Here is a 24,771-nt window from a genome sequence, read left to right on the forward strand (position 1 = left end):
GTCCGCGCAGATGACGCGGTACCGGGCAAAAGCCAGACAGGCTTAGTGACTGTGCCGAATCAGACCACATGCCTTGGAAAACTCCATGACTGCCACGGGGACGAAAATCAGCACCAGCCCGATGAGATACAGGCTTACCGGCAGGCGAACCAGTCCGAACGGGATGGACAGCGGCGTAAACAGCACCAGAGCGACCAGCACAATGGATACCAGTGCTGCCTGATTCAGTCTTCGATTGCGGAACACGCCGATGCGGAACAGCGAGTGCTCAGAGCGCATGTTAAATGCCTGAATGACCTGGGACAGCGAAAGGACGAGGAATGCCAGTGTCTGTCCGCCAGCCAGCTCGCCGGTGACGGTCTGTCCGATGTGGAAGGCAAGCAGACACAACGCACCGAACAGAACGCCTTGAAGTACGATGCGCACGCCAAAGCCGTGGGCAAATAAGCTCTCATTTTTCGGGCGCGGTTTCTGATCCATGACATCCGATTCAACTGCCTCCATGCCGAGCGCAATAGCGGGCAGACTGTCGGTGACGAGGTTGGTCCACAGCAGCTGCATGGACAACAGCGGTGATCTGTGCCACAGCAGCATGGCGGCAAAGACAGCAATGACCTCGCCGATGTTGGTTCCGAGCAGGAAGCCGACGACCTTTTTGATGTTTGCATAAATGCCGCGTCCTTCGCGCACTGCGTCGACAATGGTGGCAAAGTTGTCATCTGTCAGTGTGATATCAGCGGCGCCCTTGGCGACATCCGTGCCGGTGATGCCCATCGCGCAGCCGATATCAGCGGCCTTGAGTGCGGGTGCGTCGTTGACGCCGTCGCCGGTCATGGACACGATCTGGTCTTTGCGTTGCCATGCCTTGACGATGCGGATTTTATTTTCCGGTGAAACGCGCGCATAGACGGAGATGTGTTCCACCTGTGCGTCCAGTTCCGTTTCACTCATCGCATCGAGCTCAGTTCCGGTAACAGCGCGGTCGCCGTCTTGAAAAATACCCAGTTCGCGCGCGATAGCTGTGGCAGTTACAACATGGTCGCCGGTAATCATCACTGGCTTAATGCCGGCTTTGCGGCAGACGCCGACGGCTTTCTGTGCTTCCGGGCGCGGCGGATCGATCATGCCGACCAGACCCAGGAAGATCAGCCTGCTTTCCAGCTCTTCCGGAATCGGCACGGCGGGGACACAGTCGATTTCTTTGTATGCGACTGCCAGCACGCGCAGGGCGGAGGCGCTCAGCTGTTCGGTGATACGCTGTGCGGCTTCCAGATTGCCGCTGATACAGCGCGACGCCATCACATCAAACGCACCCTTGACGATGACAACATACCTGCCATCGATTTTATTTATCGTGCTCATGAGTTTGCGGTCGGAATCGAATGGGATTTCTGCCAAACGGGGGCATGCCCGGTTGAGCTCGTTCTTCGGCATGCCGTTTTTGTGGGCGGCAAGAATAATAGCGGTTTCAGTCGGGTCGCCGACGTGCTGTTCTTGGCCGTTTTCAAATACAACGGAGCCATCACAGCAGAGCGCACCATATCGCAGCAGCTGTTTGATTTCTTTGGAATTGTCTGTGGAGATGTCCTCCGGGCTGTCCATACCGTCGAGCCATGCCTTGGTGAGCGTCATGCGGTTTTGGGTCAGCGTGCCGGTTTTATCCGAGCAAATTATAGACGCACTTCCCAGTGTCTCGACAGCGGGGAGGCGGCGGATAATTGCGTTTTTGCTGACCATGCGCTGCACGCCGATGGACAGAACGATGGTGACAATGGCCGGAAGACCCTCTGGAATTGCGGAAACAGCGAGGGAAACGGCGGTCATGAAGATTTCCATCGACGGGATACCGTTCAGAATGCCGACAACAAAGATAATTGCACAGGCAGCGAGTGCGAGAATGCCCAGATATTTGCCGAGCTGCGCCAGCTTTTTCTGGAGCGGCGTCATGCTTTCCTCCTCGGCTTCGAGGAGGTTGGCAATGTTACCCATCTCGGTGTTCATACCGGTAGCGGTGACGACAGCTGTTGCGGTGCCGTAGGTGATGCTGCAACCGGAAAAGACCATGTTGGTGCGGTCGCCCAGCGGGGCGTCCTCTGCAATGACCGCTTGTGCGTCCTTTTCTGCGGGGACGGATTCACCGGTGAGGGCGGATTCTTCACTTTTCAGACTGGCACTCTGGATAAGCCGCGCATCTGCGGGGATAAAATCGCCTGCTTCCAAGCGGATAATGTCGCCTGGGACAAGCTCACTCGCGTCAATAACGGTTTCTTTTCCGTCGCGCAGGACACGGGCATGCGGTGCGGAGAGATTTTTGAGCGCGTCGAGCGCTTTTTCTGCCTTGCTCTCCTGCAGGACACCCATCATTGCGTTGAGTACGACAATGAGCAGGATGAGCACTGGCTCAAAGAAGCCTTCCGGATCGCCTTCGATACAGGCGATGACAAAGGAAACTGCGGCAGCTGCAATCAGAATCAGGATCATAACATCCTTGAATTGATCGATAAACCGGCGCAGATTGCTTTTTTTCTTCTTTTCACGCAGCCTGTTTGATCCATACTGCTGTTTGCGCTGCACAGCCTGGCTGCTGCTCAGACCGTCGGACAGGCTGGAAGCAAGCTCCTGCATGACGGTCTCACCCGTTTCATGATGGAATATCATAGAGCATCCTCCTTGTTTGGGAATATTGGAATATCAAGACAGCTAGGGCGTATCAGAAAAGTCGAAACGTTTGACTCTTTCTACAAGTGCGGATCGCTTCATCGTTAAAAACACTTGAAATCCGAACGGATTCCTGCGAGCTTTTGTCGAGAATCGACCTCGCCTTTGCGAAATATTCGTCATTTTCTTGGTTTTTAGATAGCGCCTGGAAAAAGTTCGATATTTCCTCAGATTACAGAATCTGCTGCGCTTTTGGACATTATACATGATTCATGCGGAAAATACATGCAGATTCCCGTTTTTGTTGTGTTAAGGATGATCTGACCGGCAACGGAGGATGGATGGCGGAAGAGACAAAAGAAGTACCTGCAAGATGTACGGAGATTACCCCTGCTACTGCTCCGGGGGAAGCCGAACACGCCGATGTTGCAGAATGGAGCGGAAAAAAGCACGATTTTTGCAAAGAAATAGAAGGAATTCCGCGCTTTTTGATTGAAGAATTGAAAAAGATATCATATAATATTTCTAAAGAACAGCAGAACGGCTTTGTGTGGACATCTGCGCAGGCCGGGACGTTGTCCGCAAAACCAGAGTATTCGATAACGATTTCCAATCGATGACGAATAAAGAAGGGAGCAAATCAAATGGTCAAATTATATGACGGCGGCGTATATCTGGTCGGCGGCAAGGAAATTGTCGCAGAGCAGGATGCAGCGAAGGTACAGGCACTGACCGGACAGGCGGCAGACAAGGAGGAAGCAAAGAAGGGCACGATTGCCTATTCCATCCTCTCCGCGCACAACACCTCCGGCAACATGGACAAGCTGAAAATTAAGTTTGACGCCATGACTTCGCATGACATCACGTTTGTCGGCATTGTCCAGACAGCCAAAGCATCCGGCATGGAGAAATTCCCGATCCCGTATGTCCTGACCAACTGCCACAACTCGCTGTGTGCGGTCGGCGGTACCATCAACGAGGACGACCATGTATTCGGCCTGTCCGCTGCGAAGAAGTATGGCGGCATTTATGTTCCGCCGCATCTGGCAGTTATCCACCAGTACATGCGCGAAAAAATGGCAGGCTGCGGCAAGATGATTCTCGGCTCGGACAGCCACACCCGTTATGGCGCACTGGGCACCATGGCAATCGGCGAAGGCGGCGGCGAGCTGGTCAAGCAGCTGCTGTGTGATACCTATGATGTCAGCTATCCGGGCGTTGTCGGCATTTATCTGGACGGCAAGCCGCAGCCGGGTGTCGGCCCGCAGGATATCGCACTGGCAATCATCGGCGCAGTCTTCAAGTGCGGCTATGTCAAGAACAAGGTCATGGAATTTGTCGGCCCGGGCATCGCTTCGATGACCACCGATTTCCGCAACGGCGTCGATGTTATGACGACGGAGACCACCTGCCTGTCTTCGATCTGGTGCACGGATGACGACACCAAGGCATATCTGACGATGCATGGCCGCGGCGATGACTATAAGAAGCTCAATCCGGCGGATGTTGCATACTATGATGGCATGGTTTATGTTGACCTGAGCACCGTCAAGCCGATGATCGCACTGCCGTTCCATCCGAGCAACACCTATGAGATCGACGAGCTGAACGCAAACCTCGGCGATATCCTGCGTGCAGTAGAGAAGGATGCGGAGCGCCTGATCGGTGGCAATTCCGATATCAAGTTTACGCTGATCGATAAGATTGTAAATGGCAAGCTACAGGTACAGCAGGGCATCATTGCCGGCTGCGCAGGCGGCGGCTACACCAATGTCATGGAAGCAGCACACATCCTGCGCGGCGCACAGTGCGGCGCGGACGAGTTCACACTGTCCGTCTATCCGTCTTCCATGCCGGTTTACATGGATCTCGTCAAGAAGGGCGCAGTTTCCGAGCTGATGGCAGCAGGTGCTGTTCTCAAGACCGCATTCTGCGGCCCGTGCTTCGGTGCAGGCGACACACCGGCAAACAACGGCCTGAGCATCCGCCATACGACGAGAAACTTCCCGAACCGCGAGGGCTCGAAGCCGGGCAGCGGTCAGATGTCCTCTGTCGCACTGATGGACGCGCGTTCCATCGCGGCAACGGCGGCAAACGGCGGCATTCTGACTCCGGCAACCGCAGTGGTCGACGATTATGTTGTACCGGAATACGAGTTCGACGATTCGTCCTATCGTTCCCGCGTCTATCAGGGCTACAATGCACCGGTTGAGGGTGCAGAGCTGGTTTACGGCCCGAATATCAAGGACTGGCCGCAGATGAGCGCACTGACCGACAACATCCTGCTCAAGGTATGTACCAAGATCATGGACGACGTCACTACGACTGATGAGCTGATTCCGTCCGGTGAGACCTCATCCTACCGCTCCAACCCGCTGGGTCTGGCAGAGTTTACGCTGTCCCGCCGCGATCCGAAGTATGTCGGACGCTCCAAGGAGGTCGACAAGCTGGAAAAGGCGCGTGCCGCAGGCAAGAATCCGGTTGACCTTGAGCCGGAGCTGGAGAAGGTTTATGCACAGATCAAGACCATCGATCCGGACATGGTTCCGGCCGATACCGAAATCGGCAGCATGATCTACTGTTCCAGATGAAGGGCGAGCCGGAGTTTGAGATCGGCGATTACATCTATATCCCGAATGTCAAGGTCGCACTTGACGGCGATATGCAGGACATCAAGGCGTACGTTCTCGGCGAGCAGGTAAAGGAGATTTCCCTTTACATCGCGGATATGACGCCGGATGAAAAGAAGATTGTCAAGGCAGGCTGCCTGATTAACTACAATCGCAATCGCAACCGCTGAGTTGTGGCAAATCAAGATGCCTGAAAGAATACAAAAGGAGGGGCTGCACAAGCAGCCCCTCTTTTTGCATGTGGTTGCATCCGAGCGTGTTCTGATGTAAAATAACAGGGAAAACAGACAGGAAATACAGATGAGAAACACAGGAGGTTTTTTTATGCTGCCACAGGATCCGATTATGCTGCTGAGCTATGTCAACACTAAGTTGCGCGACTCGTATTCGTCGCTGGACATGCTTTGCAGTGATCTGAATATCGACCGGGAAACGCTCGTGCGCAAGCTGGACGCCGTCAATTATACCTACGATTCCCAGCAGAACCGCTTTGTTTGACCGCTGTGGTCAGACAGCAGAATCAGCCTCGACTCGCAGCTGCGTTGCAGCAATGGCGGTGGGAGGCTGTTTTTCATGTGCAGGTATGACCGTCCCGCCTGTATTGAAAATAATATGGTGCTTTTTTGACAAAAAATAGTGAAAAATACCATTGATTTTTATCTCGAAATCTGATTAGCTAATAAGTAGTATTTTTTTACGAAAATTCCGCAATCTGTACAGTGAGGTAATCGAACATGAGTACGAAAGAAATGAAGCCGATTAAGGAAGGCAAGGTTCGTGAGATCTATGACAACGGTGACAGCCTGATTATGGTTGCAACTGACCGCATCAGCTGCTTTGATGTCATTCTGAAAAATCAGGTCACCAAGAAGGGCACTGTCCTGACCCAGATGTCCAAGTTCTGGTTTGACATGACGCAGGATATTCTCCCCAATCATATGATTTCCGTCGATGTAAAGGATATGCCGGAATTTTTCCAGCAGCCGAAGTTTGACGGCAACAGCATGATGTGCCGTAAGCTGGAGATGTTGCCGGTCGAGTGCATCGTCCGCGGCTATATCACGGGCAGCGGTTGGGCGAGCTATCAGAAGGATGGCACGGTCTGTGGCATCAAGCTGCCGGAGGGCCTGAAGGAGTCCGACAAGCTGCCGGAGCCGATCTATACCCCGTCCACCAAGGCGGAAATCGGCGACCATGACGAAAATATTTCCTATGAGCAGAGCATTGCTTATCTGGAAAAGCGCTTCCCGGGCAAGGGCGAGGAATATGCTTCCAAGCTCCGCGATTATACCATTGCACTGTACAAGAAGTGCGCTGATTATGCACTCAGCCGCGGTATTATTATTGCAGATACGAAGTTCGAGTTCGGTCTGGACGAAGAGGGCAATATCGTGATCGGCGACGAAATGCTGACCCCGGACAGCTCCCGCTTCTGGCCGGCAGATGGCTATGAGCCGGGCCATGGCCAGCCGTCTTTTGACAAGCAGTTTGCGCGTGACTGGCTCAAGTCCAATGAGCATGACTGGGAGCTGCCGCAGGAAATTGTCGATAAGACGATTGCCAAGTATCTCCAGGCATACGAGCTGCTGACCGGCAAGAAGCTGTAACAATTATTTGCTGCACAGAAATACCATGTCGGTGGCTGCTTTCGGCAGCTGCCGGCATTTTTTGTGCACAGGGGAGCAAGACAACATGTTAATCAAAGATAAAAAATTTTACCGTTCATTTCTCATGCTGTGCCTGCCGATTGTCCTGCAAAATGTCATTGCGCTCAGCGTCAACCTGACGGACAATCTGATGCTGGGACGATATGCGGAGAGCGCGCTGTCCGGCGTAACAGCGGTCAATCAGATCCAGTTCATTTATCAGAATCTGCTGATGGGCATCGGTGACGGTATGGTCATCCTTGCCGCACAGTATTGGGGAAAAAAAGACACGGCTTCGATTCGCAAGGTAGCGGGTGTTGCCATGCAGACTGCGCTTGTGTTAATGGCGCTGCTGTTCCTCATCGTGTCGTTCTTTCCGGCGCAGGTGGTCGGCTTATTTACGGAAGATCCGGCGATTATCGCGGAGGGTGTGCGCTATCTGAATATCGTTCGCTTTACCTATCCGTTCTTTTGTATCACAACGATCCTGTTGGCAGTTCTGCGCAGCACAGAGGTCGTAAAGATTGCTTTTTTTCTGTCACTGAGCACGTTGTGCATCAATTTCAGCATTAACTGGGTGCTGATTTACGGACATTTTGGCATGCCGCGCCTGGGTGCAGCGGGCGCTGCCATCGGCACGCTGACCGCGCGTATCATTGAATGCGTTGTCCTTTTGCTTTATATCAAAAAGAAAGAAGTCAATCTACACCTGAAGCTCAAGGATTTCCTGCATGCTGACCGCACGATTGCCGGAGATTATTTCCGTGTCAGTGCGCCGATTATCCTGCTGCAAAGCCTGTGGGGCGTCAATACGGCGTTGCAGACAGCGATCCTCGGACATCTGACCTCGAGCGCAATTGCAGCAAACAGCATGGCATCCAACCTGTTCCTGATTGTCAAGACAGTTGCGGTCGGCTCTGCTTCGACGGCGAATGTCATGATCGGCAAGGCGATTGGCGAAGGCGAGATGAAGACGGTCAAGGATTACGCGAAGACCTTTCAGGTGGTCTTCCTGTGCATGGGTATTTGCTGTGGTATCCTGCTGTTCGCATTGACCGAACCGGTATTGTCGCTGTACAGCTTTTCGGATGAAAGCCGCCAGTTGGCGCGCTCGTTCCTGCATATTCTGTGTATTGTCATGGTCGGCATGTCTTATCAGATGCCAGTCAATGCCGGTATCATCAAGGGCGGCGGCGATACCAAGTATGTCATGAAGCTCGACCTCATCAGCATCTGGTGTATCGTCATTCCACTTTCGTTCATTATGGCGTTTGTCGTGAAGGCGTCGCCCATAGTCGTCGTCTGGTGTCTGAACCTCGATCAGCTGTTCAAATGCGTCCCGGCGTTTATCAAGGTAAACTACGGCCACTGGGTGAAAAAACTGACCCGGTAAAGAAAGTAAAAGTACATAGAAAAAAGGTGCTGATTCCCGGCAAAGGAGTCAGCACCTTTTTACAATTCTATGGAATGTGGTCACAGGAACAGCTTGAGCAAAATTCCGGCTGCGGCGAACAGCAGAAGAGTAGGGGCAGGAGACAGCGTGAGTTGTTTGCCGATTGCCGCATACCAAAGAACGGAAAACACAAGCGGCAGAGTGCAATTGTCGAACTCTTCGTCAGCGGGGCGGATGTTGCGTTTCATGAATCAGCCGCCTTGAACCATACCGTTGTTTGGACAAAAAAAACAGAGCAAGCGAAATTTCGCTTGCTCTACATGGTCGAGGTGGCGGGACTTGAACCCACGGCCTCTGCGTCCCGAACGCAGCGCTCTACCAAACTGAGCCACACCTCGATATTCTGTTCAGCAGCTTTCCTCGCTGCAACGATAATTATTATATCAGCCTGACCGAACAATGTCAACAATTTTTTTCAAATTCTGCGAAAAATTTTTAAACGCAGGATTTTGGGGCGAATCCTGCAAAAAAAGGAGAAAAACGCGACAACACGCGGGAATTGTGGTACAATAAAAACCGCATGGACAGGAGGAATTGCATATGACTGGTTTGGGAACAGATATGATAGAGATCCGCCGCATCGAGCAGGCATTGCGCCGTCCTGCCTTTGCACAGCGCGTGTTCACACAAGCGGAGCGTGACTGGCTGGATGGGCAGGGAAACAACCTCCCGCAGTCTGCCGCAGGTCTGTTCTGCGCAAAGGAAGCAGTTGCAAAGGCATTGGGAACCGGCTTTCGCAATGGACTGAATCTGAAGGATATCGAAATCAGCCATACGGAGCTGGGTGCACCGTTTGTGCTGCATCCGCATCGGAATTTTCTGTTGAGCATTGCGCATTGTCAGAGTTATGCGACGGCGACAGCGATTTTGCTGGATGGAGGGAATGCGGAATGACTGTCATTGACTGGAATTATGTTGCGGCGCACATCCGGCCGCGTCAGCCGGAGAGCGACAAAAATACCTATGGCCGTGTGCTTGCCATTTGTGGCTGCCGGGATTACATCGGAGCGCCGTATTTTGCGGCACAGGCTGCCGTGCGCACCGGTTCGGGTATCGTAACGCTTGCCGTGCCGCAGTGTATTTACCCGATTCTGGCGGGCAAGCTCAATGAGCCGACTTTTTTGCCGCTGGAGGCGGACGAAAACGGCAAAATTACGGCAGACTGTCTGCCGCCGCTTGCGCGGCGCGCGGCTATTCTGGCAGGACCGGGATTGGGCATCAGCGAAGGCGTTGCACAGGCGGTGCAAACAATCATCCGTGAGGCAGAATGTCCCATTATTGTCGATGCAGACGGTATAAATGTGCTCGCCGGACATATACATGTACTGGAGGAAGCCAGGTACCCGGTGATTCTGACCCCACATGCACGCGAATTTTCGCGCATTTGTGACATTCCCTGCACAGGAATTCCGGAGCGGGATGCCGCAGCCTTTGCACAAAAACATCACTGTGTGCTGCTGCTCAAGGGACACCGCACGGTTGTTGCGGGGCCGGATGGGACGGTGCTGCAAAATGTGCACGGCAATCCCGGTATGGCGAAGGGCGGCAGCGGAGATGTGCTGTCCGGCATCATTCTGTCACTGCTGGGACAGGGGGTGCCGCCGCTGGCAGCTGCTGCTTGCGGCGCGTATATCCACAGCCGTGCAGGCGATTTGTGCGCCAATGAAATCGGTGAGTTTGGCATGACGCCGACCGATATGCTGTCCCGTATCCCACAGGTACTCAAACCGCTGAACTCCAGGGAGTGGTAAGTGTTTGTTTCGACGCTGTTTTTGCGCTGTGGCAGCTGTCTTTCTACTGACCGGCTGTTCTGCGGTAAAAAACCCCGAAGAAATCGCCGCATCCGTCCGGGATGTGTATGCGGCGGCTTCGTCCATCGAGACAGTTGCAGACATCACATCCGATTTGAATGAAGAGACTATGACCTATCAAATCGGCTATGACTATGAAAAAAAGGAAGGGACAGCGACTGCTGTCATGACCGTGCTTGCACCGGAATCCATTGCGGGGATTCAGGCTGAGGTAACGGGGGAAGACGTTACGTTCTCTTATGACGGCACAGAGCTGGAAACTGCCATGCCGGACCGCAAAGGTCTGACGCCCGCAGATGTCACCACCTATCTGCTGTATGATCTGATGAATACCGTTCCGGAGCAGGTATGGATGGAGGGCGAGCTGTTGGCGCTCCGTTTTGAGGAGGTCACGGATGAATGCACGGCAGTGAAGGAAGTTTATTTGAATGCAGAGACAGGCGCCTTGTCTGAGGCGCGTATTTACTGCGACGGAAAACAAATCATGCGGTGTACGTTTGCATCGTGCACGCTGAATGGAAAGTGAGCATCAAACAGTATGGAAATCCCCAATAAAACCAGCCGGAGCTGGGCAGAAATCAATCTGAACAATTTGGAATTCAACTTTACGCAGATCAGGCAGCGCGTCAAAGCGATCATGCCGGAGGCAAAGGTACTCGGCGTTGTCAAGGCGGACGCGTATGGACATGGCGCGGTGCAGGCGGCGCGGACATTGGAGCGTGCAGGCGCGGACTTTTTTGCCGTTGCAACTGCGCTGGAGGGCGTTGAACTGCGCGAAGCGGGCTTTACTCTGCCAATTCTGGTTCTCGGTTATGTCGGGGACGAGGACGCGCCGCTGCTGGCGCGCTATGATATTGCCGCAGCGTTGTGCGACAGGGACAATGCGGAAGCCTTTTCCCGGGCCGCACAGGCGGAAGGCAAGCCCATCCGCGTACATATTGCCCTCAATACCGGCATGACCCGTATCGGCTTTGAAACGCGCAGCACAAAGGAAAATGTTCGACAGATTCTGGATGCAGTGGCACTGCCGGGTATCGAGACAGAAGGTATCTTTACCCACTTTGCCGTTGCTGATGTTGATGGCGGCGAGGAATTTACAGAATTACAGTATCGCCGCTTTGTCGACATGTGTCTGGAATTGGAAAAGCATGGTGTGAGCCTGCGCTACCGCCACTGTGCAAACAGTGCGGCGATTTTACAGCACAGCCAGACATTTACCACCGACCTGTATCAGGATGGCGTGTTCAATATGGTGCGCGCGGGCATTATCCTCTATGGCTATTATCCGGACAGTACAACCCAAAAAACCATCCCGTTAAAACCGGTTATGACTGTCAAGGCACGCGTGGTTCAAGTGCGTGATATCCCGGCGGGCGATTCCATCGGCTATGGCCGCACGTTTACGGCGGACAAACCGATGCGCGTGGCGGTGTTCACAATGGGCTATGCGGACGGTTATCCGCGCTGCGCGAGCAACCATATTTCCGTCGTCATAGGCGGCAGGGTTGTCCCAACCGTCGGACGCATTTGCATGGACATGGCGTGGGCGGATGTCTCTGGTATGGATGTCAGACGCGGTGATGAGGTCGTAATTTTCGGCGATGGCCCGGTGACGGCGGATACACTCGCGGAAGCTGCCAATACGATTTCCTATGAGGTGCTGTGCGATATCAGCAAGCGCGTTCCGCGCATTTATATCGGCGAATAAAGCGCGCATGCAACCGCCGTGCGCAGGCCGCATAAGATGAGACAGAAAAATATTCATACGATGCATGATTAAAGCAATGGGTTGCTGGGGAAAGTAACAGTAACAGGCGGGAAGTGAATCGCTTCCTCCTGAAATTTCTTTCCTTTGGAGTGTGATTAGATTGGATCATCATGTCAAGCGCGGAGACATTTATTATGCAGATCTTTCGCCTGTTGTCGGCAGTGAACAGGGCGGCATGCGCCCGGTGCTGATTGTGCAGAACAATGTCGGCAATCGGTACAGCCCGACCGTTATCGCAGCCGCGATTACATCGCAGGTCAATAAAGCCAAAATGCCGACACATATTTCCCTCGGCGCGCGCAGCTTCGGCCTGACGCGGGATTCCGTGATTCTGACCGAACAGATCCGGACGCTGGATAAACGCCGCCTGCGCGAGAAAATGGGTACGCTGGATGAATCACACATGGATGAGGTTGACCGTGCGCTGGCTGTCAGCTTTGGTTTGACCGCGCGGGAGTAAAGAGAAACGGTTTCGGCCGATGCTTACATAAAACACCGGCCGGACTGGTAATAGAACTCCCCTGCATGGCATATGCTGTGCAGGGGAACCTCTTTTTTTGCAGGAAAAATTCGGTGTGTGCCGCGAAAGGAGTCGGAGCCATGCGCATCAGCAGGAACGGAGAGGACTGGGGCGAGATCACTGTACAGACGGACGGACAGCAGGTGAAGTTCCGTGCGCACGGCGCGCTGCCGAAATACGGTGAGATTTTACGCGTCTGGGGCATACGCGACGGCGCCCAGCCGCTGCTCATCGGCGTAGCGGAGCCGGATGGCGATGGGCTGGCGGTCAGCCGCACGATGAGCCGACAGTATCTCGCGTCTCTGGGATATACGGAACTGCCGGAGCAGTATGTCGCCGGTGTCCGCGCACCGGAGCTGGCAGAGATGCCGCATACAGATGACCCGCTGGTGCAGCAGGCGATGCAGGACGGGACGGTCAGTGTGCGCAGAGAAGAGGGAGTAGACGTACTGTCATGTACATTTGAAAAAAACCATGCCTTCCCGCTGGCCTTTGCCTGCTGCTGCTGTACGGTACAGGGAGGGCGGGCACAGCTGGTCTGGGACAGAAAAAAGGGCTGTCCGGTGTGGACAGCCCCATAAAGTCATTGCTTATCTGACGATCAGTTTGGATTCCATATAATAGCGCTTTTCATGCGCTTCGCCCATGGAGAAGGTCTTTCTCGGCAGGACGCCGTCGATGATGACACCGCGGAACAGGTCATTCTTTTCGATATCGGGCAGGAAGAAGCCCATGTTGCCCTCCGCTCTGCCGAGCGAGTTTACAACATCTGTACCGTGGATGTAGTCGATTTTTGCGTCTGTATGCTGATCCAAATAGGCATCGAGGAACGCCTGAAGCGTGCCGAGCGGGATACCCCACTTCGGATTCTTCACAGTCAGCACTCCGGTTTTTTCACCGCAGCAGATACCGACGGTATGTACGTTTTCTTCCTGTTTCAGGCTGTATGCGGTCGGGCTGTCGCTGAGGAAATATTCGCATTCGCTGCCGTTTGCTGCATAAAACTCCTTTGCGGAAGCCAGCAGGTCATCTGCGTTGACATGGAACATTACGCGGTGGATCGGCTCGATGATGAGGCTTTCGTCGTGAATATTGACGATTTCACACAGCGCAAAGCGTGCCGGATGGGTCGCCTGCTCTTCCGGTGTCAGGTTCTTTTTGACATCCTCCCAGTATGCCTTTGCGGTCGCCATCGAATGGTTGCCGTCACCGACTGCGAACGGCAGCAGCGGCAGGTCTTCGGTCAGACGGTATTTCTTATTGAAGGTCTCGCGGTCGTTCAGTGCATCCATCGCAGAAAGCAGATGATCGGTCAGCGCACCTTCCGGAATGAACCAACCGTTGATGTGACCGCCGTCCTGCATCAGATCGGTGTTGTAAACCTGCTCCAGTTCTGCGGTTTTTTTAAACATCGGCTCAATCACGGTGCGATCCGGGTCATCGATGAGCAGCATGATATGCGGAACCTCGATCGACGCATTTTTGCGGATTTCCAAGCGTGGCGGGATGCGCTCGACAACCGTCTTTTCGGTTGGACGGACGAGGGAACGGGAGCCTGCGGTATATTCATAGCACTCGAGGTCAATTGCTGCGACAAGGCCGCGGCGCGGCGTTTCTCCGCCGGAGAAGCGTTCGGTCAGGATAAAGCCTGCCGGCAATTCGGTCAGTACACCGTCGGACAGGTACTGCTTCATCGTGGTATTGATCTCATCGGTCAATGCTGCGACATCACCGGTTTCCAGAAAGACCTCCGGCAGTGTAATGCGCAGGGTGGACGGTGCATCGCCGACAATGCGGTCAGTTTCTTCCCAGTATTCCGGCTGGGATGTATACTGGTCGCAGGCGACAACGGACCATTTATACAGGTCAGTGCCTTTTTTAGGCATCAGAATTTTCGGTACGGATACACAAGACATGATTATTCCTCCAGAAATATAAAGAAATCATTTCAGCTTTCTCTATTATACCGGACAAGCTGCCATGATTCAAAACAAAATACATATTTTAGACAAATACTGGCATAGTCCATAAAATATATGGGAAATGATACATGTGTTTGCGGGAAAACGACAACGAATGGATGCAAAACCGGGGGCTGGACATGGCGTCCAAATTTGACCGAATAACCAAATGTTTCTGGCAATTTCGACATTCTTTTTGCATAGGATTTTTAAATTTCCATACACTATTAGCACAGAGGACGGACGGGGACCAAAAAAGGAGAGAACGATTATGAACCGCAACTCGAACAAACTGACTGTACCGGAAGCTAAGGCCGCAATGGAACGTTTCAAGATGGAAGCGGCGAATGAGGTTGGTGTCAACCTGAAGGAAGGCTACAACGGCGATCTGACCTCCCGTCAGGCAGGCTCGGTCGGCGGCCAGATGGTCAAGAAGATGATCGAGGCATACGAGAACAGCATCAAGTAACGCACAGAAAACGCGAAAGAACAACTGTTGTGGTGACAACGGGATTTTGCGATTGAATTGGGAACAGGCACCTGTACAGGTGCCTGTTCTGCAATGGTGCATGAGCAATTGAACCGATAAAAACGGACAATGTTTTTTACAGTTTTAGAGTGGAGCACACAAGCAAAATTGCGAAGTGTGGCTATACTCCGACAAAACGAGGGTGTCCCAAGGATCCCCCCTTGGCACACAACATTTGGAACAAAGGTATATTGGGGCGTGCGAGGATAAGAAGAAATTAACCTATGTCCAGCAGCCAATCCTCTGTTTCCTCATCGAAGTAAACTGTTTCTCCATCTAATGTTATGTAGGTCATATAGACTATATTGCTATACTCTGGAACATAGTAGCACCGGGCTGTTACCTCATGCAAAATATTTTGTCCGAATGCATTGGTTGTTTCATAGGCGGTCCGAATGAGATAATAATAGGCCGTATATCCATCACTTGTTTGTGAATCGCTGATATAACTATACGCCGTATGAGTCCACTTATAATCACTGTATGGAACACCAATTCATGATTTTTTCAGTTTGCGCTGGCTGCTCAGACGGCTTTGTAATCTGTCCGAATGCTTATTATAACTACCGGAAACACCGGAAGGCGGATTATTATACCCAAAAATCAGAGGTGCAGTCACAAATCATGGATATTTACCATGAGCACATGGGCGTGGATGGATATCGGAGCATGACGGTTTATCTGGCGCGCAGAGGATATCATTACAGTCGAACACCCATTCATAAATATATGAATAATAAAACTGTTCTCTGTCGTGCGTCCGAAAAAGCCGGATTATGGACATGGCAAGCCACAGCTACATAAAGTGTTTGAAAATAAGCTCCATCAGGATTTTACTGCTGAAAAGCCAAATCAAAAATGGTGTACGGATTTCACATATCTGTTTTTGAAAAACCATGGAGTACGGTATAACTGCACCATTCTGGATCTGTATGACCGCAGCGTAATCGCCAGTACACTGGATCGAAACATTGCCAGTGAGCTTGCCATCCGCACGCTGAAAAAGCGTTGGAATCACAGCCGTCTATCAAAGTCGGAGTGATCCTGCATTCCGATCAGGGGACACAGTATACGTCGAAAGCATTTACCGAATTTTGTGAATCTCAAAATGTGACGCAAAGCATGAGCAGGGCAGGTTATCCATATGACAATGCACCAATGGAGCGATACTTTAACACGTTGAAAAGCGAGTGTACAAATTTATATGAATTTGCAACGGAAGAATCGCTCTATCAGAAAGTGGAGGAATTTGCATACGTTGACTACAATCATGTACGACCATACACCTTCAATGGATATCGGACCCCGTTCGAGGCCGGAATGCAGCGTAACTGATTTATGATATTTTTAGCCATAAGTGTTACAAAAAAGCTTGACCACAACATTTCCAATCTCATAGTAATAGGTAGACTTGGACAACCCCAGCGCTTTCAGTAAGTATTTCAGGGTGTATCCTTCTTCGCGCAGTTCTTCGACGAGCGCTGCTTTCTCGCCTTGAGTTGCGCTACACATCTCTCTTCTCTCAAGGCGATCTCTTTTTTTATTACGGCATTCTCCGCTTTCAGTCGCTCATTTTCCGCTCTGAGCCGAATCATCTCTTCGCGTTCTGACGGTGTCAGTTTATGCTGGACACCTCCTATTATGATAAGGAGTTAGCGGATTACGCGGTCAGCTTTGTTGAGTGCCTTTGCCATACTAAGGGAACCTGGGCCGGTAAGCCATTTAAGCTCTTGGACTGGCAGGAACAGATTATCAGAGATCTGTTCGGTACGGTTAAACCCAATGGGTACCGACAGTTCAACACTGCATATATCGAAATTCCGAAGAAAAACGGCAAGAGCGAGCTGGCAGCAGCGGTTGCCCTCTTACTTTGCTGTGGAGACGGTGAACAGCGTGCCGAGATCTATGGCTGTGCAGCAGATCGAGGGCAGGCTACCATTGTTTTTGATGTGGCTGCGGATATGGTTCGCATGTGTCCGGCTCTGAATAAGCGCTGCAAAATTCTGACCTCCTAGAAGCGTATTCTTTTTACGCCAACCAATAGCTTTTATCAGGTGTTGTCGGCAGAAGCCTATAGTAAACACGGCTTTAATATTCACGGTGTTGTATTTGATGAGCTTCATACACAGCCAAACCGAAAGCTGTTTGACGTCATGACCAAAGGCTCCGGCGATGCCCGTATGCAGCCGCTATATTTTCTGATTACAACGGCCGGCACGGATACACATAGCATCTGTTTTGAAACCCATCGGAAAGCATTGGATATTTTGGAGGGCAGAAAAATTGATCCAACTTTCTACCCGGTGATTTATGGTGCCGGTGATACAGAAGATTGGACTGATCCTAAGGTCTGGCTGAAAGCAAATCCATCTTTGGGTGAGACCATCGGAATGGATAAAGTTGAGGCCGCTTGCGAAAGTGCAAAGCAGAATCCCGGTGAGGAGAACTCCTTCCGACAGTTGCGTCTGAACCAATGGGTGAAGCAAGCTGCGCGTTGGATGCCGATGGACAAATGGGATGCCTTTGCTTATCCAGTCGATGAAGAAATGCTGGAAGGCCGCGTCTGTTATGGCGGCTTGGACTTATCTTCTACCACAGACCTTACTTCCTTCTGCTTGGTGTTCCCTCCAGAGGATGAGGACGAGCCATATTATGTATTGCCGTATTTCTGGGTTCCTGAGGATACGTTGGAGCTTCGCGTCAAGCGCGACCATGTTCCATATGACCTTTGGCACCGACAGGGATATTTAGAAACCACAGAAGGTAATGTTGTTCACTACGGTTATATCGAAAAATTTATTGAACGGCTGGGAGAATGTTTTAACATTCGTGAGATTGCCTTTGACCGTTGGGGTGCGGTTCAGATGGTACAGAACTTAGAAGGTATGGGATTTACAGTCGTTCCGATGGGACAGGGTTTTGCCAGCATGTCTCCTCCAACGAAGGAACTGATGAAACTGACGCTGGAAAAGAAGCTGGCACACGGTGGGCATCCAGTACTTCGCTGGAATATGGATAATATTTTCATCCGTACAGACCCTGCCGGAAACATCAAAGCAGATAAAGCAAAGCCCACAGAGAAGATTGACGGTGCCATCGCCATGATTATGGCATTAGACCGTGCAATTCGCTGCGGCAACGATGTCAGTGAATCGGTCTATGACAGCCGAGGACTGCTGTTTATCTGACGGCACACAGTTGGATTTTTTGCCCTAGCAAGTCGAAAACTATCGAATATAAAGAAGTTTTAGACTTACACTTCAGAAACTATTTACTTTCTCGAGATTTTGGATATAATAGAATCAAGAAATTCAGGAGGTGCGTTATGACCGAATTGATTAATCGACCCCAATATCTGAATCAGCTGATTCAAAACAAGGATGTGGATTTGGTGAAAATCGTCACCGGCATCCGACGCTGCGGAAAATCGTCCTTACTGGATTTGTTCCATCAGTATCTGTTGGAGCAAGGTGTGCCGGATTCTCATATTATCCATATGAACCTGGAGTCTTTGCGCTATCGTGACTTGACCGATTATCTTTCGTTTTATGATTATGTCAGCAAGCAGATTGCTGAGGAAGGAAAGACCTACCTTATCTTTGATGAACTGCAGGCAGTGGAGCACTGGGAAAAAGCAATCGAGTCGTTCCGTTTGGATTTTGATGTAGACATCTATATCACGGGCTCCAATGCTTACCTGTTGTCCACGGAATTTTCTACGCTGCTCTCCGGCAGATATGTAGAGATACGGATGCTGCCGCTGTCGTTTAAGGAGTTTCTGGACTTTTATGAATTTGCAGCCGATGTAACTATGGATGAAAAATTCCAGAAGTATCTCCAATTCGGCGGGATGCCTATTTTGCGAGAATATAAGTTCAACGAAGCCAGAAGCAACCAGGCGTTGGAGGGTATCTATTCCACTGTAGTACTGCGGGATATTTTGCAGCGCAACAGTGGAGCAGACCAGGCAATGCTTCAGAAAATCATGCTGTTTCTGTGCTCCAACATCGGCAGTATCACTTCCCCAAACAGCATCGGAAATGTGCTCTCCAACGAGGGAGATATTCATACCGGAAAGCAGAAAAACATCGCAGGGAAAACGGTGGACAAATATATTTCCATGCTGTGCAATGCATTTGTATTCTTCTCTGTTGGTCGGTACGATGTAAAAGGCAAGCAGCTTTTGAAAACGCTGGGCAAGAACTATATCATTGATATGGGCTTTCGCAATATGCTGTTAGGCTATCGAGATGTTGACCGCGGGCATATTATTGAGAACATCGTATTTCTGGAACTTCTCCGCCGTGACTATCGGATGTATATCGGAAAAGTTGGAGAAACAGAGGTTGACTTCGTTGCGGAAAAGCCAAATGATAAGGTATATATCCAAGTGACGGAGAGTATGCAGTCACCGGAGACCCGTGAACGGGAACTTCGCCCACTGCGCCTGATTCCAGACAACTATGAAAAAATCGTGCTGTCTATGGACCGCAGCTTTATCAATTCCTATGATGGCATCAAGTCCGAAAATCTCATAGATTGGCTGCTCACCGAATAAGCATTGCATTTTCGATGCGGAATCAAAAGTTTCTGCATTTCAAGTCGGAAACTCCTAAAATCAAAACACTTTCGGACTTGAAAATAGCTACATTCAAACTCTTCAAAGCATCTGTCTGATAGGCAGGTGCATTTGGTACTATAAAAGCGTAAGTGTAAGGCACCGACGGGTGTTTCACATTTGCGCTTATTCTTTTACAATAAGGGAGTAATTGGTCTGGCGTGGTGCTTTTTGGAGCGAAGCCTCCGACATAAAAACTGCCAGCCATCCCTTATTGTAAACATTCGATTAAGCAGGTTGAAACCGGAATGGGCTTTCGCGTAACGAACCAAACTGAATAGCAATAAGTGCAGATGGGATTACAATTACAGATTTCAATCAGGAGGGTTTAACATGACAAGCGTTGGCATTGATGTATCGAAGGTCAAAAGTACCGTCTGTATTCTCCGACCATACGGAGAAGTAATTGCTTCACCATATGAAGTACAGCACAGTGAGCCGGAGATCAAAGAGCTCATATCCCGAATCAAGGCTGTTGACGGAGAGGTTCAGATCGTAATGGAAGCCACCGGAGCTTATCATCTACCGTTGCTTTCCAGTTTCAAGGAAGCTGGCCTTTTTGTGAGCGTTGTCAATCCGTTGTCTATGAAGCGGTATGCTTCGACGGCCATTCGCAAGGGCAAAACCGATAAAATGGATGCCGTGAGAATTGCAAACTACGGGATTGACAATTGGTTTAAGCTGGTGGATTATATACTGCCGGATGAAATATATGCCCAGCTTAGAATTTTGGGGCGGCAATACGCCCACTATATTACGATTCGGATTGAAAGTAAACTGGCTTTGACTAATCTGTTGGACAGGACTATGCCCGGAATAAAGAGCTTACTCAGCTGAAAACGTTCGGAAGAGCCAACAAAGGACAAACTCAGTGATTTTGTAGCGGAATACTGGCATTTTGACAACATTACAAAGAAAAGTGAAGCTCAGTTCGTTCGGTGTTATTGTAACTGGGCCAAAAAGAAAGGATACCATGCAAGTGAATCCAAGGCAAAAGAAATTTACACCTTGGCTTGCAATGGTATCCCTACTTTGCCCTCCGGCGCCGCATCGACCAAAATGTTAACGCTGGAGGCTGTGAGAGTCCTAAAAGAAGTGAACAAGACTCTGGAAACTATTTTAGCACAAATGCAGGAGCTTGCAACTACTTTACCCGAATACAATACTGTTCGTGCTATGAATGGCGTTGGTGATGTTTTAGCGCCAAGGCTGATTGCCGAGATTGGCGATGTTCGACGTTTCCATAGCGGAAGCGCACTAATTGCCTTTGCCGGGATTGACTCGCCACCGTTTCAGTCAGGCAGCTTTACAGGGACACAGCGTAAAATCTCTAAACGAGGATCTTCACTGCTTCGTAAAACCGGATATGAAGTAATGAAATGCCTAAAGGCTGTGAAACCAACCGAGGACGCGGCTGTTTATCTGTATATGCTCAAAAAAGAAGCCAAGGGTAAACCTAAAAAAGTGGCAAAGATTGCAGCCCTCAACAAGTTCCTGCATATTTATTACGCCCGCGTGAGCGAGGTGTACGCAGCGGAATAATAATCCCAGCTTCATTAGGTCAGCGGATTCCCGGTGGCCCGCTTTGCTATACCTTTTTTCTCAATAATATTTTTCTCGTCTTGCTAAGATTTGTCCTTGACTTTTCTTAGCAGGTTTTTATACGGTGAAGCTGGATGCCGGTGATTTCACGGCGGTCAGTGAAAAGATGAAAAACAAGCCGGATGCGGAAAACCTGAAATCTGCCTGCACAGGAGCGCCGGCGGTGATCCGAAGTGTGAAGCAGAAGGAGAAATCCGAAAAAGCCCCGGCGCTCTATGACCTGACGACACTCCAGAGAGATGCCAACCGTATCCTGGGCTTTACCGCTCAGCAGACGCTGGACTATCTTCAGTCCCTGTATGAGAAAAAGCTCTGCACCTATCCGCGAACCGACAGCCGCTTCCTGACGGACGATATGGAAAGCGGAGTTCCGGCCGTCGCGGCCTGCGCCGCCGGAATTCTCGGCGTATCGGTCGGAGATGTGTTTGCAAAACAGGTCTGCAACAGCCGCAGGGCTTCCGACCATCACGCCGTCATTCCTACGATGGCTGCCGGAGAAGCCGAACTCTCTGCTCTGACAGCCGGAGAGCGCGAGGTGCTGAAGCTGGTTGCCCGTCAGGTTCTGATGGCGGTCAGTGCGCCGTACACCTATCTGGAAACGGTGGCAACCGTCGAATGCGGCGGACAGGTTTTCACCGCAAAAGGAAAAACCGTGCTGAACGCCGGTTGGAAAAGCTATGCGGCGGGCGAACAGAAGGAAAAGGTGCTCCCTCCGATGACCGAAGGACAGTCCATTGACAGTTTTGCTGTTTCGATGGAGGAAGGAAAAACAAAGCCGCCTGCCCGATAAACCGAGGATACGCTGCTTTCCGCCATGGAAAATGCGGGAGCCAAGGAAATGCCGGACGATGCCGAGCGCAAGGGGCTGGGCACGCCCGCTACCCGCGCCGGGATTCTGGAGAAACTGGTTTCCTCCGGCTTTGTGGAGCGAAAGAAAAATAAAAAGGCGGTCAGCCTGGTTCCCCAGGATATCGGCATCTCCCTGATCACGGTGCTTCCGGAGCAGCTTCAGTCTCCGCTGTTAATTGCGGAATGGGAGAACATGCTGAAGGAGATCGAGCGCGGCGAGCTCTCTCCGGAGGCGTTTATGGCGCAGATCAGCCGCATGGTTTCCGAGCTGGTGCGTGACTACGAACCTGTGAGCGGTGCGGAGGTGCTGTTCCCGTCCGGACGCCCGGTGGTCGGAAAATGTCCCCGCTGCGGCAGTCCGGTTACGGAGAGCAAGACCGGCTTTTTCTGTGAGCGCCGCGACTGCCGCTTCGGACTCTGGAAGGACAACCGCTATCTGTCCGCAAAGCACATCATTCTGACAAAAAAGATGGCGGAGGCGCTTCTGAAGGATGGAAAAACCTTTGTCAGCGGCATGTACTCCGAAAAGACCGGCAAAAGCTATTCTGCCTACCTCGTACTGACGGACGACGGGCAGAAATCCAGCTACGCACTGGAGTTTGACAGGGAGAAAACCGGCGCATGAAGCTGAGCCCCGCAGAACGCGAAACGATTATCCTGTTTTCCGATGCAGACGATACCACCAGCGTCTACACCTACGACAGGAGGCTGATTAAAAAGCTGGACGCCCTTTGCAGAAAATGTCCGGAAGAAGTGTATGAGGAGAAGAAGCGTTCCTCTGCCGGTGCGAAAAGCTATATCGTGCCGAAAAGCTGTGTTTCCGTCCGAGAGCCGTTTTCCAGAGCGCGGCGCGAGGCGGCCAGCAGGCGTGCAAAGGAGGCCGGCACCGTCCCGCCGGACAGAAGCAAAGGCCGCGATTCAGATGAATAATGCAGGGAGATGGGCGCAGGGCTTCGGCTCTGCGCCCTGTTTCCCGGAAAGGATGGTATATGGCAGAAAAACAGAACAGCAAGGACAAGCTGAAGGAGATCACAGCGAGCATTGAGGACGGCATCAAGGAGCTGTTCCAGTCGGAGACCTATGCGCAGTATCTTCAGACCATGAGCCGGTTTCACCATTACAGCGTCAACAATCAGGTGCTGATCCACATGCAAAAGCCGGACGCCACGCTGGTGGCGGGCTTCAATAAGTGGAAAAATCAGTTCGGCAGAAATGTCATCAAGGGAGAACACGGCATAAAAATCATCGCCCCGACTCCCTTTAAGAAGAAAATCGAGCAGGAAACGCTCGACCCGGATACGCATCTTCCCATGCTGGATGCGGACGGGAAAGTTATTACAGAGGAAAAGACCATCCAGATTCCCATGTACAAGCCGGTGACGGTGTTCGACGTTTCGCAGACCGAGGGCAAGCCTTTGCCCCAGCTGGCCCATGACCTGTCGGGCAATGTGGCGAATTACGATGTGTTCATGGAGGCGCTGCGCCGCTCCTCTCCGGTTCCCATCTCCATGGAAGTGATGGGCGGCGGCATGGACGGTTACTTTGACCTGGAGCATCAGGATATCGCCATCCGCAGAGGCATGAGCGAAGTGCAGACGGTATCTGCGGTCATACATGAGATGGCGCATGCCCTACTTCACAATCGCAAGACAGCGGATGAACCTGCTCCGGGCTGGAATGTGGTTATGGTCAGCGAAGGAGGAACGAAGCGCGCATTCAGTTCCGGTTTTGAGACTGAGGAAGAAGCGGAGAAGTTCGCTGAGTCGGAGGGCTGGCGCTATGTGGATGAGAATGAATTTGAGTGGCGTCTGGAAGTTGAGGAAGCATCCTCCGAAGTGAAGGTACAGACACTCTCCCGCAGTACCGAAGAAGTACAGGCGGAAAGTATCTCTTATGCGGTGTGCGCTTATTACGGCATCGCTACCGGCGACAACAGCTTCGGCTATATTGCATCTTGGTCGAAGGATAAAACTCTGCCGGAGCTACGGGAAAGTCTGGAAGTGATCAGCAAGACTGCCGACGGTCTTATCAACGATATCGACCGGCATTATGCGGAAATCCTGAAAGAGCGCGAGGCGGAGCTGATTGCCGCTGAACCTGCCATGGCGATGGAGCGCCTTTATGCCGTGGATGAGCGGTATCTTCATGTTCAGCGCACAGACACTGGTGTGGATTACACGATTTACGATAAGGCATCCATGAAGGAACTCGACGGCGGTCAGCTGGATATGGAGATCAGCACGCTGGCCGGCGCGGTGCTTGAAATCTGCAACTCCCATGGAATCGGGCAGAAGGCCCCGAGATATCGGGATACTGGATGAGCTGCAGGCCGCGCAGGATGCAGCGATTGCCATCGAGCCGCCTGTGCAGGGGAATCCGGAGCCGGAGACGGACATTCCACCTGACCCGGCAATTTCCGTGGAGGCACGGAACGCTTACGGCTATACGGATGATGCGATGCTCCCGCTGACAAAAGAACGTGCTATGGAGCTGTTTGAACGCGATGTGCCGGTGTATCTTCTCTATGGAGATACATCATCAACAACGGTCCAAAGGAACAGCCGGAGGTCAAGCCAAAGGCGCCCGATTTATCGGCGCTGTTTGAAGCCGCAAAACAGGTTATTCAGGAAGATAAGCAGGATTCTGAACCGGGTAAAAAGCCTTCCGTTCTGGCAATGCTCCACGCACCCGCGCCGTCCAGAAGCGAAAAGACCGCGCAGACAAAA

The 24,771-nt window shown here is 51.6% G+C and carries 17 protein-coding genes, 1 tRNA gene and 6 pseudogenes; 20 read left to right on the forward strand and 4 right to left on the reverse strand.

The annotated features are described in order from the left end of the window. Positions 1-42: 42 nt before the first annotated feature. The gene (locus CBW42_RS08875; RefSeq protein WP_087020191.1) at positions 43-2,658 is read right to left on the reverse strand and encodes a calcium-translocating P-type ATPase, PMCA-type; all 2,616 of its coding nucleotides are present in this window, start codon (positions 2,656-2,658) and stop codon (positions 43-45) included. Between the two features lie 341 nt (positions 2,659-2,999). On the opposite strand from CBW42_RS08875, the gene CBW42_RS08880 reads away from it, so the two are divergent. The 5 genes and pseudogenes from CBW42_RS08880 to CBW42_RS08900 all read left to right on the forward strand — a co-directional run bounded on the left by CBW42_RS08880 (position 3,000) and on the right by CBW42_RS08900 (position 8,327). Next, on the forward strand, positions 3,000-3,278 hold the full coding sequence (locus tag CBW42_RS08880; RefSeq protein ID WP_087020193.1) for a hypothetical protein: 279 nt from the start codon (positions 3,000-3,002) through the stop codon (positions 3,276-3,278). Between the two features lie 24 nt (positions 3,279-3,302). Continuing rightward, a pseudogene (locus CBW42_RS08885) lies at positions 3,303-5,458 on the forward strand (hydratase). A 154-nt stretch (positions 5,459-5,612) separates the two neighbouring features. Further along, the gene (locus CBW42_RS08890; RefSeq protein WP_087020196.1) at positions 5,613-5,786 is read left to right on the forward strand and encodes a DUF4250 domain-containing protein; all 174 of its coding nucleotides are present in this window, start codon (positions 5,613-5,615) and stop codon (positions 5,784-5,786) included. A gap of 236 nt (positions 5,787-6,022) precedes the next feature. Next, positions 6,023-6,895, forward strand: a complete 873-nt coding sequence (locus tag CBW42_RS08895; RefSeq protein ID WP_242969837.1) for a phosphoribosylaminoimidazolesuccinocarboxamide synthase — start codon at positions 6,023-6,025, stop codon at positions 6,893-6,895. 85 nt (positions 6,896-6,980) lie between these two features. Continuing rightward, complete coding sequence (locus tag CBW42_RS08900; protein WP_087020199.1) at positions 6,981-8,327, forward strand: MATE family efflux transporter; 1,347 nt, start codon at positions 6,981-6,983, stop codon at positions 8,325-8,327. Between the two features lie 80 nt (positions 8,328-8,407). Here CBW42_RS08900 and CBW42_RS14660 read toward each other — a convergent pair whose 3' ends face one another. Then, complete coding sequence (locus tag CBW42_RS14660) at positions 8,408-8,575, reverse strand: hypothetical protein (protein WP_165761115.1); 168 nt, start codon at positions 8,573-8,575, stop codon at positions 8,408-8,410. A 73-nt stretch (positions 8,576-8,648) separates the two neighbouring features. Then, positions 8,649-8,725 (reverse strand) — tRNA-Pro (locus tag CBW42_RS08905). Positions 8,726-8,927: 202 nt separating this feature from the next. Here CBW42_RS08905 and acpS point away from each other — a divergent pair. From acpS to CBW42_RS08935, 6 genes are all read left to right on the forward strand, one after another. Further along, complete coding sequence (gene acpS / locus CBW42_RS08910) at positions 8,928-9,281, forward strand: holo-ACP synthase (RefSeq protein ID WP_087020202.1); 354 nt, start codon at positions 8,928-8,930, stop codon at positions 9,279-9,281. Beyond that, a complete protein-coding gene (locus tag CBW42_RS08915; protein WP_087020205.1) occupies positions 9,278-10,138 on the forward strand; it encodes an NAD(P)H-hydrate dehydratase in 861 nt (286 codons plus the stop codon). The genes acpS and CBW42_RS08915 overlap by 4 nt, the downstream gene beginning before the upstream one ends. Positions 10,139-10,142: 4 nt before the next feature. Continuing rightward, positions 10,143-10,724, forward strand: a complete 582-nt coding sequence (locus CBW42_RS08920; protein WP_133058283.1) for a hypothetical protein — start codon at positions 10,143-10,145, stop codon at positions 10,722-10,724. 12 nt (positions 10,725-10,736) lie between these two features. Beyond that, complete coding sequence (gene alr / locus CBW42_RS08925; protein ID WP_087020211.1) at positions 10,737-11,906, forward strand: alanine racemase; 1,170 nt, start codon at positions 10,737-10,739, stop codon at positions 11,904-11,906. A 160-nt stretch (positions 11,907-12,066) separates the two neighbouring features. Further along, positions 12,067-12,426 carry a type II toxin-antitoxin system PemK/MazF family toxin gene (locus CBW42_RS08930; protein WP_087020214.1) on the forward strand — a complete coding sequence of 120 codons (360 nt, stop codon included), beginning with the start codon at positions 12,067-12,069 and terminating at the stop codon, positions 12,424-12,426. A 140-nt stretch (positions 12,427-12,566) separates the two neighbouring features. Next, positions 12,567-13,067 carry a hypothetical protein gene (locus tag CBW42_RS08935; RefSeq protein WP_087020217.1) on the forward strand — a complete coding sequence of 167 codons (501 nt, stop codon included), beginning with the start codon at positions 12,567-12,569 and terminating at the stop codon, positions 13,065-13,067. A gap of 9 nt (positions 13,068-13,076) precedes the next feature. On the opposite strand, the gene CBW42_RS08940 is transcribed toward CBW42_RS08935, so the two are convergent. Then, positions 13,077-14,402, reverse strand: coding sequence for a DUF1015 domain-containing protein (locus CBW42_RS08940; protein ID WP_087020220.1), 1,326 nt, complete (start codon positions 14,400-14,402; stop codon positions 13,077-13,079). Between the two features lie 316 nt (positions 14,403-14,718). Between CBW42_RS08940 and CBW42_RS08945 the strand changes: the two genes are divergently transcribed. From CBW42_RS08945 to CBW42_RS14665, 9 genes and pseudogenes are all read left to right on the forward strand, one after another. Beyond that, positions 14,719-14,916: an alpha/beta-type small acid-soluble spore protein gene (locus CBW42_RS08945; RefSeq protein WP_087020223.1), complete on the forward strand. Its 198-nt coding sequence runs from the start codon at positions 14,719-14,721 to the stop codon at positions 14,914-14,916. A gap of 566 nt (positions 14,917-15,482) precedes the next feature. Continuing rightward, positions 15,483-16,311, forward strand: a pseudogene (locus tag CBW42_RS14995) (IS3 family transposase); the annotation flags it as partial. A 287-nt stretch (positions 16,312-16,598) separates the two neighbouring features. Further along, a pseudogene (locus tag CBW42_RS08960) lies at positions 16,599-18,164 on the forward strand (terminase large subunit). 137 nt (positions 18,165-18,301) lie between these two features. Beyond that, complete coding sequence (locus tag CBW42_RS08965) at positions 18,302-19,534, forward strand: ATP-binding protein (RefSeq protein ID WP_087020228.1); 1,233 nt, start codon at positions 18,302-18,304, stop codon at positions 19,532-19,534. Between the two features lie 393 nt (positions 19,535-19,927). Then, positions 19,928-21,136 (forward strand): annotated as a pseudogene (locus CBW42_RS15530) (IS110 family RNA-guided transposase). 124 nt (positions 21,137-21,260) lie between these two features. Continuing rightward, positions 21,261-22,274, forward strand: a pseudogene (locus tag CBW42_RS08975) (DNA topoisomerase); the annotation flags it as partial. A 240-nt stretch (positions 22,275-22,514) separates the two neighbouring features. Next, complete coding sequence (locus CBW42_RS15375) at positions 22,515-22,670, forward strand: hypothetical protein (RefSeq protein WP_407922963.1); 156 nt, start codon at positions 22,515-22,517, stop codon at positions 22,668-22,670. Beyond that, positions 22,667-22,975, forward strand: coding sequence for a hypothetical protein (locus CBW42_RS08980; RefSeq protein WP_087020231.1), 309 nt, complete (start codon positions 22,667-22,669; stop codon positions 22,973-22,975). Before CBW42_RS15375 ends, CBW42_RS08980 begins: the two co-directional genes overlap by 4 nt. Further along, positions 22,975-24,315: pseudogene (locus CBW42_RS14665) on the forward strand (LPD16 domain-containing protein); the annotation flags it as partial. The gene CBW42_RS08980 and the pseudogene CBW42_RS14665, both read left to right, overlap by 1 nt. Positions 24,316-24,771 lie beyond the last annotated feature (456 nt).

The organism is Butyricicoccus porcorum, from assembly GCF_002157465.1.
In the GTDB taxonomy this organism is placed as follows: domain Bacteria; phylum Bacillota; class Clostridia; order Oscillospirales; family Butyricicoccaceae; genus Butyricicoccus_A; species Butyricicoccus_A porcorum.

Excerpts from the sequence above, each read along its gene's own strand:
- CBW42_RS08875 (WP_087020191.1), bottom strand. The coding sequence starts at position 2,658 with ATGATATTCCATCATGAAACGGGTGAGACCGTCATGCAGGAGCTTGCT.
- CBW42_RS08880 (WP_087020193.1), top strand. The coding sequence starts at position 3,000 with ATGGCGGAAGAGACAAAAGAAGTACCTGCAAGATGTACGGAGATTACC.
- CBW42_RS08890 (WP_087020196.1), top strand. The coding sequence starts at position 5,613 with ATGCTGCCACAGGATCCGATTATGCTGCTGAGCTATGTCAACACTAAG.
- CBW42_RS08895 (WP_242969837.1), top strand. The coding sequence starts at position 6,023 with ATGAGTACGAAAGAAATGAAGCCGATTAAGGAAGGCAAGGTTCGTGAG.
- CBW42_RS08900 (WP_087020199.1), top strand. The coding sequence starts at position 6,981 with ATGTTAATCAAAGATAAAAAATTTTACCGTTCATTTCTCATGCTGTGC.
- CBW42_RS14660 (WP_165761115.1), bottom strand. The coding sequence starts at position 8,575 with ATGAAACGCAACATCCGCCCCGCTGACGAAGAGTTCGACAATTGCACT.
- acpS (WP_087020202.1), top strand. The coding sequence starts at position 8,928 with ATGACTGGTTTGGGAACAGATATGATAGAGATCCGCCGCATCGAGCAG.
- CBW42_RS08915 (WP_087020205.1), top strand. The coding sequence starts at position 9,278 with ATGACTGTCATTGACTGGAATTATGTTGCGGCGCACATCCGGCCGCGT.
- alr (WP_087020211.1), top strand. The coding sequence starts at position 10,737 with ATGGAAATCCCCAATAAAACCAGCCGGAGCTGGGCAGAAATCAATCTG.
- CBW42_RS08935 (WP_087020217.1), top strand. The coding sequence starts at position 12,567 with ATGCGCATCAGCAGGAACGGAGAGGACTGGGGCGAGATCACTGTACAG.
- CBW42_RS08940 (WP_087020220.1), bottom strand. The coding sequence starts at position 14,402 with ATGTCTTGTGTATCCGTACCGAAAATTCTGATGCCTAAAAAAGGCACT.
- CBW42_RS08945 (WP_087020223.1), top strand. The coding sequence starts at position 14,719 with ATGAACCGCAACTCGAACAAACTGACTGTACCGGAAGCTAAGGCCGCA.
- CBW42_RS08965 (WP_087020228.1), top strand. The coding sequence starts at position 18,302 with ATGACCGAATTGATTAATCGACCCCAATATCTGAATCAGCTGATTCAA.
- CBW42_RS15375 (WP_407922963.1), top strand. The coding sequence starts at position 22,515 with ATGGCGGAGGCGCTTCTGAAGGATGGAAAAACCTTTGTCAGCGGCATG.
- CBW42_RS08980 (WP_087020231.1), top strand. The coding sequence starts at position 22,667 with ATGAAGCTGAGCCCCGCAGAACGCGAAACGATTATCCTGTTTTCCGAT.